General features: G+C 74.6%; 10 protein-coding genes. 2 read left to right on the forward strand and 8 right to left on the reverse strand.

Features of this window, described 5'->3' with window-relative positions:
- Positions 1-253: 253 nt before the first annotated feature.
- On the forward strand, positions 254-985 hold the full coding sequence (locus tag GTR02_RS14600; RefSeq protein WP_166608225.1) for a hypothetical protein: 732 nt from the start codon (positions 254-256) through the stop codon (positions 983-985).
- A 273-nt stretch (positions 986-1,258) separates the two neighbouring features.
- Positions 1,259-2,314 carry a diguanylate cyclase gene (locus tag GTR02_RS14605; RefSeq protein WP_166608226.1) on the forward strand — a complete coding sequence of 352 codons (1,056 nt, stop codon included), beginning with the start codon at positions 1,259-1,261 and terminating at the stop codon, positions 2,312-2,314.
- 11 nt (positions 2,315-2,325) lie between these two features.
- Here GTR02_RS14605 and GTR02_RS14610 read toward each other — a convergent pair whose 3' ends face one another.
- The 8 genes from GTR02_RS14610 to GTR02_RS14645 all read right to left on the reverse strand — a co-directional run bounded on the left by GTR02_RS14610 (position 2,326) and on the right by GTR02_RS14645 (position 11,667).
- Positions 2,326-3,633, reverse strand: coding sequence for a thymidine phosphorylase (locus tag GTR02_RS14610; protein ID WP_166608227.1), 1,308 nt, complete (start codon positions 3,631-3,633; stop codon positions 2,326-2,328).
- 2 nt (positions 3,634-3,635) lie between these two features.
- Positions 3,636-4,043, reverse strand: coding sequence for a cytidine deaminase (locus GTR02_RS14615; protein ID WP_166608228.1), 408 nt, complete (start codon positions 4,041-4,043; stop codon positions 3,636-3,638).
- A complete protein-coding gene (locus GTR02_RS14620; protein ID WP_166608229.1) occupies positions 4,040-5,347 on the reverse strand; it encodes an ABC transporter permease subunit in 1,308 nt (435 codons plus the stop codon). Before GTR02_RS14620 ends, GTR02_RS14615 begins: the two co-directional genes overlap by 4 nt.
- The gene (locus GTR02_RS14625; RefSeq protein WP_166608230.1) at positions 5,344-6,516 is read right to left on the reverse strand and encodes an ABC transporter permease subunit; all 1,173 of its coding nucleotides are present in this window, start codon (positions 6,514-6,516) and stop codon (positions 5,344-5,346) included. Before GTR02_RS14625 ends, GTR02_RS14620 begins: the two co-directional genes overlap by 4 nt.
- Positions 6,513-8,075, reverse strand: a complete 1,563-nt coding sequence (locus GTR02_RS14630) for an ATP-binding cassette domain-containing protein (protein WP_166608231.1) — start codon at positions 8,073-8,075, stop codon at positions 6,513-6,515. Before GTR02_RS14630 ends, GTR02_RS14625 begins: the two co-directional genes overlap by 4 nt.
- Before the next feature lies 1 nt (position 8,076).
- Positions 8,077-9,174 carry a BMP family lipoprotein gene (locus GTR02_RS14635; RefSeq protein ID WP_166608232.1) on the reverse strand — a complete coding sequence of 366 codons (1,098 nt, stop codon included), beginning with the start codon at positions 9,172-9,174 and terminating at the stop codon, positions 8,077-8,079.
- Between the two features lie 65 nt (positions 9,175-9,239).
- Entirely contained in the window at positions 9,240-10,460 is a 1,221-nt protein-coding gene (locus GTR02_RS14640) for an amidohydrolase (RefSeq protein ID WP_166608233.1), read from the reverse strand.
- 76 nt (positions 10,461-10,536) lie between these two features.
- Positions 10,537-11,667, reverse strand: coding sequence for a mannose-1-phosphate guanylyltransferase (locus GTR02_RS14645; RefSeq protein ID WP_166608234.1), 1,131 nt, complete (start codon positions 11,665-11,667; stop codon positions 10,537-10,539).
- Between the last annotated feature and the right edge of the window lie 25 nt (positions 11,668-11,692).

The following is an 11,692-nucleotide window of genomic DNA, read 5'->3' on the forward strand; positions in this document are numbered from 1 at the left end:
GGCTCCTCCTCGTCTCTGGTGGGAGCTCGTGGTGGCAGTGGGTGACTGGGGCCGCTTGGACGTGCCTGGCCATCAGCTACTCCGTCTCGTGGCGCTTGTGGCGGCCTGAGTGGGACGACGCGAGGGGTTGAGCCAACAGCACGGTCATCCCGCTGGTCGCGCGCAACGCGCGCTCATGCCGCTGGTCGCGTGCCTTCAGTGTTCGGAGCGTCGTGTCGTCAGTGATCACAGCTGTGCTGGCAGAGTCAGCGACGTGGCCGACGACCTGCTCCGCAACCCCGCCAACTTCCTCGAGCTGATGCTGCTACCGCACCTGCACGACGGTCGAGCAGAGGTCACCGCCAAAAAGACCGATGCCGGCACCTGGGCTGTGCAGGTGCGCGTGGACGTCGACGGTGACTACACCAACGAGGCCGACGCTCAGGCTGTCACGGACTACTACCGCGACAACCTGCACGCCTACCTCACTCACCAACGCGCCCGTCGCCGGTCCTGGCGCCGCCGCAGCGAGACCGGCCATGACGACCTGGCCCGCTCCTTGGCGGGAGAGACCGCCGACCGAAGCCACACAGGCCCGGGACGCCTCAACGGAACCTCCGCTCCGCTGTCTTCAGACAGCAGTGACCTGCCCGTCGTCGGTGGGCAGCTCGGGCAACGTCTTCAGCACGTCGAGGACACCCTGACCATCGTGGAGTCCCTGGCCGAGCACCTGCCCCTGCCCGCCACCGAGCAAGCCCGCCTGCTGGACCTACGTGCCAGCCTGCGCCAGCTGCACCGCTCCGCCGGCCTCGTCCTTCTCGTCGAGACCGTCGAGGACCCCTCCAGTAGCGCGCTGGGTGCTGAGGTCATCGCTACCGCTGACCACCTGCTGCAAGGAGCGCGACTGCTACAGCGCGACGTACAGCAGGGCCTGCTTCAAGAGCTGGGCGTCCAGCGGCGCTACGCAGAAGCCAAGCACCAGGCGTCGGAGCTCGAGCTGGACTGACACCGTCGTCTCCGCGCAGCTAGCGCTCATGCCGCCTTGTGCGCGCTGTCGTGGGTGGCCGGCACCTGTCCAGCTCCGAGACTGTTACCGATGTCCTGACACATCGACTGTCACCGATGTCCTGATGCAGAACTGTCACCGATGTCCTGAGACATCACACGGCGGCGCGCGGACCCGTACCGCGGGGACCGTCGCGGTGTGAGACTGGCTGTAGGGCACCGGTGACTCAGAACGAGCCGCCTGGGGCCGCCGACGGCGCGACGAGGTGGTCGAGTGGCGCGAGCCACGCGGACGCGGGGCGACGGGACCCGTCACGTCCCCGGCGAGGTCGCTCCCCGCGGCCTGCTCGGGACCCCACCCGTGCGGGGTTCGCTGCTGAGCCAGCGCTGGGACTCCCGCGGCACGGCCCTCATGGCGGGCCCGGGCGGGCTCGTCATGCTCGCCCTGGCACCGTTCGTGCAGGCGCCGGGCCTGATGGCCGCCGCCGGCCTCGGCGCCCTCGTCCTCGCGGCGTGGGCCCTGCTCACCCGGCCCGGGGCGCCCGCGTGGCTGCGGGCCGGCTACTCGGCCTTCGCGGCCCCCGTGATCGTGGCGGGGACCGCGGCCGCGGAGCACGGCTCGTCGCTGGAGGTGGGGTCGATCGCGCTCGTGGCCCCGGTCCTGGTCGTCGCGCTGGCCCGCTCCCGCCGCGAGACGGTCCTGCAGCTGCTGTTCGCCGAGCTGGTCTACGGGACCTACCTGGCGTGGACCCTGCCGTGGCGCAGCGCCGTCGTGGGCGTCGTCGTCTCCGCGGCCGTGCTGGGGGTCGTCGCCGTCTTCACGGGCTGGTTGCGCCTGGTGCTGGACGACGCGCTGCGCGAGCTGGAGAGCAGCGCCCACCGCGACCCGCTGACGGGGCTGCTGAACCGTCGCGGGCTCGCGGCGGCGCTGGCCCGCGGCGACGCGCGGCCCTGTGCGCTGCTGCTCGCGGACCTCGACCACTTCAAGGAGGTCAACGACGTCTTCGGGCACGCGGTCGGGGACCGGACGCTGCAGTGGGTGGCGACGGTGCTGCGCGACCCCGCGCTGGCCGAGCAGCTCGTGGCCCGCATCGGCGGCGAGGAGTTCGTCGTCGTGGTGCCGGGGGCCGTGGACGCGGCCGCCGTGGCGGAGCGCCTCCGGCGGCGCACCGCGACCCCCTCCGCGCAGCGTCCCGTCGTCCTCACGGTGAGCGTGGGGGTGGCCCGGGGCACCTCGGACGACCTCCCCGGGCTGCTGTCGCGGGCCGACCTCGCGCTGTACCGCGCCAAGCGCGCCGGCCGGGACCGCGTGGTCGTCGCGGACGCGTGAGCGCCGGGCCCTCAGGCGGTGACGCGCCCGTGGACCAGCGGCGGCGGCGTGGGCGCCTGCCCCGCGGGCACGACGGCGATCCCGCCCTCGAGGGCCTGCAGGGCCCACGCGAACCGGTCGGGGGTGTCGGTGTGCAGGGTCAGCAGCGGCTGGCCCGCGCGCACGGCGTCCCCGCGGACGGCGTGCAGCTCGACGCCCGCACCCGCCTGCACGGCCTCCTCGCGCCGCGAGCGGCCGGCCCCGAGGCGCCACGCGGCCACCCCGACCGCCATCGCGTCGACCTCGGCCAGGACGCCGTCGGCCGGCGCGAGCACGACGTGGGTGTCCCGGGCCGTGGGCAGCGCGGCGTCCGGGTCCCCGCCCTGGGCGGCGATCATGGCGCGCCAGGCGTCCATCGCCCGGCCGTCGGCGAGCGCGTCCGCGGGGTCGACGGCGTCGAGCCCGACGGCCGCGAGCATCTCCCGGGCCAGCACGAGCGTGAGCTCGACGAGGTCCGCCGGCCCGCCGCCCGCGAGGACCTCGACCGACTCGCGCACCTCCAGCGCGTTGCCCGCCGTGCAGCCCAGCGGCGTGGACATGTCGGTGATGAGGGCGACCGTCCGCACGCCCGCGTCGGTGCCGAGGTCGACCATGGCCCGGGCGAGCTCCTGCGACTGCGCGAGCTCGGTCATGAAGGCCCCCGAGCCGGTCTTCACGTCGAGCACGAGCGCGCTCGTGCCCTCGGCGATCTTCTTGCTCATGATCGAGCTGGCGATCAGCGGGACGGCCTCGACCGTCGCGGTGACGTCGCGCAGCGCGTAGAGCTTGCGGTCGGCGGGCGCGAGGTCGCCCGTGGCGGCGCAGATCACGGCGCCGACGTCGAGGAGCTGGCGGCGGATCTCCTCCAGCGTCAGCGCGGCGCGCCAGCCGGGGACCGCCTCGAGCTTGTCGAGGGTGCCGCCCGTGTGGCCGAGGCCGCGGCCGGACAGCTGCGGCACGGCGGCCCCGCAGGCCGCCACGAGCGGCGCGAGCGGCAGGGTGGTCTTGTCGCCCACGCCGCCGGTCGAGTGCTTGTCGACGCTCGGCCGCGGGAGGTCGGTGAAGTCCAGCCGGGAGCCGCTGTCGATCATCGCGGCGGTCCAGCGGCTGGTCTCGCGGCGCGTCATGCCGTTGAGCAGCACCGCCATCGCCAGCGCGGACATCTGCTCCTCCGCGACCGCACCGCGCGTGTAGGCGTCGACGACCCAGTCGATCTGCGCGTCCGAGAGCTCCCCGCGGTCGCGCTTGGTGCGGATGACGTCGACGGCGGCAAACTGCTGCGCCCCGGGTGCGGCGGTCACGGTCAGGCCTTCCGGGAGGGGTCGGTGAGGTCGTGGGGGCCGAACGCGTCGGGCAGGACCTCGGTCATCGGCAGGACCCCGCGCGGGGTGTCGACGAGGAGGTCCGGCCCGCCGAACTCGAAGAGCAGCTGGCGGCAGCGCCCGCAGGGCATGAGGACCCCGCCCGCGGCGTCGACGCACGCGAAGGCGACGAGCCTCCCGCCGCCGGTCATCCGCAGCTGCCCCACGAGGGTGCACTCCGCGCACAGCGTCACGCCGTAGGAGGCGTTCTCGATGTTCGCCCCGGCCACGACCCGGCCGTCGTCGACGAGCGCGGCCGCGCCCACGGGGAACCCGGAGTACGGGGAGTAGGAGTACGCCAGGGCGGCGCGCGCCGCCGCCCGCAGCGCCTCGAAGTCCGGGGCGCTCACGGGTACACCTCGCCGCTGGCGGCGGGGGCGCGGACCCGGCCGACGAAGCCCGCGACGGCGAGGATCGTCGCGAGGTACGGCAGCATCGCGAGGAAGCTGGACGGCACCGCGGCGGGCGTCGGCAGGATCCCGACGAGGGTCTGCAGGGCCGCGAAGAACCCGAACAGCAGCGACGCCGCGACGGCGCCCTTGGGGCTCCAGCGACCGAAGATGACCGCCGCCAGCGCGATGAACCCCTTGCCGGCCGACATGTTCTCGGTGAACGGCCCGATGGTCCCGATCGACAGGTACGCGCCGGCGAGCCCGGCCATGCCGCCCGCGACGACCACGTTGACGTAGCGCACGCGCAGCACGGGGATCCCGACGGTCGCGGCGGCCTTGGGGTGCTCCCCCACGGCCCGGGTGCGCAGGCCCCAGCGGGTGCGGAACAGCACGACCTGCAGCGCGACGACGAGCACGTACATCAGGTAGACGACGACGTTGGCGCTGAACAGCAGCGGGCCGACGACGGGCAGGTCGGACAGCAGCGGGATCGGCAGCGGCTGCAGGACGCCCGGCGAGTTGAACCGCTCGGTGTCGGCCTGCATCAGGGCCTTGTACGCCCAGCCCGTGAAGCCCAGCGCGGCCGCGTTCAGCACGACGCCGAGGATCACCTGGTTCACCTGGTAGCGCAGGGCGAACACCGCGAGCAACCAGCCGACGGCGGCGCCGGCGAGCACCGCCCCGACGACGCCCGCGCCCAGGCTGCCGGCCAGCGTCGCGACCAGGGCACCCGCGAAGGCGCCCGTGAGCATCTGCCCCTCGATGGCGACGTTGACGACGCCCGAGCGCTCCCCGAGCACGCCCGCGAGCGCCCCCAGGACCAGCGGCGTCGCGAGGAACACCGTGGACTGCAGGAGCTGGACGACGTCGATCGAGCCGCCCGCGCGGCCCGACATGGCCCAGGCGAGGAAGGCGACGACGAAGCACGCGAGGGTGACGCCCACGACGACCGGCGTGCGGCGCAGCCGGAAGCCGCGCACGAGCTGGAAGGCGCCGAGCGCGAGCACGACCGCGCCGAGCAGGACGGGCGTCGCGGTGCCGGGGACCGTGAGGTCGGGCAGCCGGATCGCGGCGCCGCCGCCGAAGCGGAAGGTCGCGTCCCCCGGACCGGAGCCCAGGCCCCAGCCGAGGACCGTGACGAGACCGACGGCGACGAGCAGCAGCCCCGTCACGACGCGGCGCCGCAGCCCGGCGGTCGGTTCGACGCGGGCGTGGACGACGACCGCGTCGGGGACGGCCGCGGGCGAGGTGGGGGCGCTCACCGGGTCCACCCCGCCGACAGCTCGCTGCCCACGGCGCGCGCGCCGCCGGGCTTGAGCCGGAACACCGCCCGCACCAGGGCGGGCGCGGCGATGAACAGCACGACGAGGGCCTGCAGGACGCCGACGAGGTCGACGGGCACGCCGGTCGCGGACTGCATCTGCACCGACCCGGCGCGCATGCCCCCGAACAGCAGCCCCGCGGCGACGACGCCGTAGGGGTTGTTGCGGCCGAGCAGGGCGACCGTGATGGCGTCGAAGCCGACGGTGCCGGCCACGGAGCCGGTCACCGACCCCGTGACGCCGAGCACCTGCGAGGCGCCGGCGAGGCCGGCGAGGCCGCCCGCGGCGGCCATGGCGACGACCTGCAGGCGGCCGACGGCCATGCCCGCCGTGCGGGCCGCGTCGGGGTTGGCGCCCACGGCGCGCAGCCGGAAGCCGAGGGTGGAGCGGGTGAACAGCCACCAGACGCCGACCGCCGCGGCGAGCGCGACGAGCAGGCCCAGGTGCACGCGCAGGGACGGGCCGAGCAGCAGCGGGAGGCGCGCGGAGGGGGCGACGGCCTCGGAGATGGCCTGGCCGTACGGCGGGCGCTGGAAGCCCTGCAGGCCCAGCAGGAACGTCAGCAGGTTCACGGCGACGTAGTTCAGCATGATGGTGGTGATGACCTCGTGGGCCCCCGTGCGCGCCTTGAGCCAGCCCACGAGGCCGCCCCACAGGGTGCCGCCGAGGACGCCGCCGAGCAGGGCGACGAGCAGGTGCAGCCCGGCCGGGAGGTCCCACGCGAAGCCGACGTAGGCCGCCACCACCGCGCCCAGGATGATCTGCCCCTGCGCGCCGATGTTGAACAGCCCCACCCGGAAGGCCAGGGCGACCGCGAGCCCCGTGAGGATCAGCGGGGTGGCGTTGACCAGGGTCTCCGAGATCGGCCCGAGGGCCGCGGTCCCCGACAGCGCGGGGTTGAACAGCGCGCCCTGCAGCAGGGCCGCGTAGGCGTCGCGGACGGCGTAGCCGGCCTCGGTGAACGTGTCCCAGGGGTAGCTGAAGAAGTACGTGGCGGCGTCGCGCGTGCGGGCGTCGCCGACCGCGATCAGCACCGCCCCCACGACGAGCGCCCCCACCACCGCGAACACCGTGACGAGCCAGGTGCCGCCCCAGCGCAGTCGCCTCACGCGCTGTCCCTCTCCGGATCCGTTGCGGTGGAAGCCGTCGCGCTCGCGGCAGCGGCCCCGGACGGGCGGGCGCCGGCCATCAGCAGGCCGAGCTCCTCCTGGGTGGCGCCGGGGCCCACCTCGCCGGCGATGCGGCCCCGGTAGAGCACGACGATGCGGTCGGCGAGCGCGCGCACCTCGTCCAGCTCGGTGGACACCAGCACCACGGCCGCGCCCCGGTCGCGCTCGGCGACGATCCGCTGGTGGACGAACTCCTGGCTGCCGACGTCGACGCCGCGGGTGGGCTGCGCGACGACGAGCAGCTTCAGCGGCCGCGACATCTCGCGCGCCAGGACGACCTTCTGCTGGTTGCCGCCCGACAGCGTGGACACGGCGGCCTGCGGCGAGGACGTGCGGATGTCGAACTCCGCGACGCGCGCCTCGGCGTTGCGGGCCACCGCGGCCCGGTCGAGGGCGGGGCCGGAGGAGAACTCCGGCGAGGACGAGAGGTCGAGCACGAGGTTCTCGGCGATGCTGAAGGACCCGACGAGGCCGTCGTGCAGCCGGTCCTCGGGGACGTAGCCGACGCCGCGCGCCAGCAGGCCCGCCACGCCCTCCCCCGTGACGTCCTCGCCCGACAGGCTCAGCCGGCCCGCGTCGACCGCCTGCAGCCCGACGACGGCGCGCGTCAGCTCGGTCTGCCCGTTGCCGTCGACGCCCGCGACCGCGAGCACCTCCCCGGCGCGCACGGTCAGGCTGACGTCGTCGAGCAGGACAGTGCCCGCGCCGTCGGTGACGCGGATCCCCTCGACGTCGAGGACCACGTCGCCCGGGGTCGCGGGCGCCTTGTGCACCGTCAGCCGGACGTCGCGGCCGACCATGAGGGCGGCCAGCTCCTCCGAGGAGGAGCTCGGCGAGGCCTCGCCGACCACCCGGCCGCGCCGGATCACGGTGATCCGGTCGGCCACGGCGCGGACCTCGCGCAGCTTGTGGGTGATGAAGACGATCGACGTGCCCGCGTCCGCGAGCTCCCGCATGACGCGCATGAGGTCGTCGGTCTCGGCCGGGGTGAGGACCGCGGTCGGCTCGTCGAGGACGAGCACCTGCGCCTGCCGCAGCAGCGCCTTGACGATCTCGACGCGCTGCTGCACGCCGACCGCGAGGTCGGCGACGAGGGCGTCGGGCGGCACGGCGAGGCCGAACCGCTCGGACGTCTCGACGACCCGCTGGCGGGCGCGGCGGCGGTCCAGCAGACCGCCGCCGCGCACGAGCTCGGACCCGAGGACGATGTTCTCGGTCGCGGTGAACGTCGGGACCAGCATGAAGTGCTGGTGCACCATGCCGATCCCGGCGTCCATGGCATCACCGGGCGAGGAGAACGTCACGGGCCGGCCGTCGACGAGGATCTCGCCCTCGTCGGGCGCGTGCAGCCCGTACAGCACGTTCATGAGCGTGCTCTTGCCCGCACCGTTCTCGCCCAGGAGGGCGTGGATCTCGCCCTCCCGGACGACCAGGTCGATCGCGTCGTTGGCGACGAGCGCCCCGAAGCGCTTCGTGATGCCCCGCAGTTCGAGCTCCACCTCAGCCGGCGGCGATCGCGCTCGGAGAGGTGATCTGGATCGTGCCGGCGATGATGTCCGACCTGACCTTGTCGAGCTCGGTCTTGAGCTCGGCCGGCACCTGCGCGTCGAACTTGTTGAACGGCGCCAGGCCCGTGCCCTCGTTCTCGAGGTTGCCGACGTAGCCGCCCGTGGGGAAGGTGCCGCCGGCCGCGGCCGTGACGTACTCCGTCACGGCGTCGGTGAGGTTCTTCGTCACCGAGGAGACGAAGTAGTCGCAGTACTGCTCGGCGCTGATGCAGCCGTCGGTGTCGACCCAGATGAGGTTGAGCGAACCGCCCGCGGCCTCGGCCGCGGCGCCCGCGCCCAGACCGGCCTGGCCCGCCACCGGCATGATGATGTCGGCGCCCTGGCCCGCGAGCGTCTCGGTGATGGCGCGCCCCGCGGCCTGGTCGGTGAAGCTGTTGGAGAAGGAGCCGCCGTTCTGGTTCCCCTCGTCCCACCCGATGACCTTGACGGCCTTGCCCTTCTGGGCGTTGTAGTACTGCACGCCCTCCCAGAAGCCGTCCATGTAGATGGTCACGGGCGGGATCGGCAGGCCGCCCCACGTGCCGACCGTGCCCGTCTTGGTCATGCCGGCCGCGAGGTAGCCGCCGAGGAACCCGCCCTCGGCGGTGTTGTACTGGAACCCGTAGACGTTCGGCAGGTCGGAGGCGGAGTCGATCTCCGCGAACTGCTGGTCGGGGTTCGCGGTCGCGACCTCCTTGACCGCGTCGGCCATCAGGCCGCCGACGGCGATGATGGTGTCGCAGCCCTTGGCCACCTCGGCGTTGAGGTTGGGCGTGTACGCGGAGTCGTCGGTCGACGGCACGTAGGAGATCTCGATGTTCGGGTCGGCCTGCTTGGCGGCCTCGAGGCCCGCGTAGGAGGACTGGTTGAACGACCGGTCGTCGACGCCGCCGGTGTCGAGCACCATGCAGGCCGAGAAGGCGGCCCCCGAGGCGGACCCCGAACCCGAGGCCTCGCTCTGCGCCTCGGTCGGGCGCGCGCCGCAGGACGCGAGGACGAGGGCGACGGCGCCGATCGCGGCTGCCGGGGCGATGCGGGAGAACTTCGTCATGGGGTGCTCCTCCAAGGGGGCAGATCGACGATCGACGGCCCAGCGTAGTGCGCGCCGTGCCGCTCTCACGCCGTCGCGAGCCGCAGATCGTCCAGCGGAGCGCGCCGTGACGCGGCAGTCGCGGCGAGCACCCGGATGCCGGGCCCCAGGGCCGCCTCGTCGGGCGCGTAGTCGCCCCGGTGCAGGTCGTAGGTGGGACCGCCCGGGGTGCGGGTGCCCAGGCGCACCATCGCCCCCCGGACGTGGTGCAGGTACCAGGCGAAGTCCTCCCCGCCCAGGGACTGGCGCGTGGGCAGCACGGCCAGGTCGCCCAGCTCCGCGCGCGCGGCCGTCTCCAGGACGGCGGTCGCGTGCACGTCGTTGTCCACGGGCGGCACGCCGCGCTGCAGGGTCACCTCGGCGCGCACGGCGTAGGGCCGGACGAGGTCGGCGACGACGCCCTCGACGAGCTCCCCGGCGTGCTGCCAGGCCTCGGTCTCCATGCAGCGCAGCGTGCCCGACGCGACGCCCTCGGACGGCACGGCGTTGGCGGCCTCGCCCGCGCTGACCATGCCCCACGTGAGGTTCACGCCCGAGCGGGGGTCGACGCGGCGGGTCAGCACGGCCGGCAGCTGGGTCACGACCTGCCCGAGGGCGAACACCAGGTCGCCCGCGAGGTGCGGGCGCGACGTGTGCCCGCCCGTGCCGAACAGGCGCACGGTGACGTGGTCGGACGCCGACGTGATGGGCCCGGCCTTGAGCCCCACCGTCCCCGCGTCGAGGGTGGGGTCGCAGTGCAGGCTGTAGATCGCCTGGACGCCGTCCAGCACCCCGGCGCGCAGGGCGTCCAGCGCGCCGCCGGGCATGACCTCCTCGGCCGCCTGGAAGACCAGCCGCACGCCGTGGGGCAGCCTGCCCGCGCGGTGCAGGTCGGCGAGCACCAGCCCGGCCCCCAGCACGACGGCCGTGTGCACGTCGTGGCCGCACGCGTGCGCCGCCGAGGGCCGCGTCGAGGCGTAGGGCAGCCCGGTCGTCTCCGGCAGCGGCAGGGCGTCGAGGTCGGCGCGCAGCGCGACCACGGGGGCGCCGGGCCCGATGTCGGCCGTCAGGCCCGTCCCCGGCAGGAGCCGGACGGTGTACCCGGCCGCCCGCACGAGGGCCGCCACCGCGGCCGTGGTCGCGTGCTCCTCGTGGCTCAGCTCCGGGTGCGCGTGCACCTGGCGGCGCAGGGCCCGGGCCGTGGCGAGGTGCGGGGCGAGCAGGTCGGCGAGGGCGCGGGGCCCCGGCGGGGAGGGGAGGCTGCTCACGAGCACAGGACGCTACTCCTGCCGCGCACGGCGACCGGGGCGGCGGACCGGGGGTCCGGACCGGGCCCGCGCCGGCTCAGGTGACGTGCAGCCCGGCCTCCTCCAGCCGGCTGACGAGCTTCTTGACCTCCTGCGAGCGGGCGCGCGTGGTGACGAGCAGCGCGTCGGGGGTGTCCACCACGACGATGTCGTCGACGCCGAGCAGCGCGACGATGCGCCCGCCCCCGGGGACGACGACGCCACCGGCGACGCCCTCGGTGACGACGAGGTCCGGGTCGCCGAGGACGCGGGGGCGGTCGACGTCGGCGGGGAGCAGCTCGGCCAGGGACGAGAAGTCCCCGACGTCGTCCCAGCCGAAGGTGGCGGGCACGACGGCCACACGGCCCTCCTCGGCGGCGGGCTCGGCCACGGCGTGGTCGATGGCGATGGCGGGCAGGGCCGCCCACTGCTCCTCCAGCACGGCCTCGCGCTGCGGGGTGTCCCACGCGTCGGCGATGCGCTGCAGCCCCGCGTGCAGCGCGGGGGCGTGCACGGACAGCAGCTCGAGCAGGACGTCGGCGCGGGCCACGAACATGCCGCCGTTCCAGCGGTAGTCGCCCGTGGACAGGTAGGCCGCCGCCGTGCGGGCGTCGGGCTTCTCCTTGAACTGCAGGACGCGGCGCGCGTTGGGCGCCCCCTGCAGCCGCAGGCGCTTGCCGAGCCGGATGTAGCCGAACGCGGTCGCGGGGTGGGAGGGCGCGATGCCGATCGTCACCACGAAGCCCCGGCGGGCCGTGACGACGGCCTCCTCCACCGACCCCTCGAAGTCGTCGCGGCCCGAGATGATCTGGTCGGCCGCGAAGGAGCCCAGGACCGCGTCCGGGTCGCGCCGCACCAGCACCGCCGCGGCCAGGCCGATGGCCGCGGCCGACTCGCGCCGGCTGGGCTCGGCGAGGACGTTGTCGGCGCGCAGGTCGGGCAGCTGGCCCCGGACGGCGTCGACGTGGGAGCGGCCCGTCACGACGAGGGTGCGCTCCGCGGTGGACAGCGGCAGGAGCCGGTCCCAGGTCGACTGCAGGAGCGTGCGCCCGCGCCCCGTGAGGTCGAGCAGGAACTTCGGCCGGTCGCTGCGCGACAGCGGCCACAGCCGCGTCCCCGCCCCACCCGCGGGCACGACGGCGTAGAAGTCGCCGAGGTCGATCGTGGCGTCCTCGAGGTCGTCCTCCATCCAGCCCGTCGGCACGCCCTTGGGC

It is taken from the genome of Kineococcus siccus, from assembly GCF_009906795.1.
Lineage (GTDB): Bacteria > Actinomycetota > Actinomycetes > Actinomycetales > Kineococcaceae > Kineococcus > Kineococcus siccus.

Bases quoted from the DNA above. Each gene is read 5' to 3' on its own strand.
- GTR02_RS14645 (WP_166608234.1), bottom strand. From the start codon at position 11,667: ATGGAGGACGACCTCGAGGACGCCACGATCGACCTCGGCGACTTCTAC.
- GTR02_RS14635 (WP_166608232.1), bottom strand. From the start codon at position 9,174: ATGACGAAGTTCTCCCGCATCGCCCCGGCAGCCGCGATCGGCGCCGTC.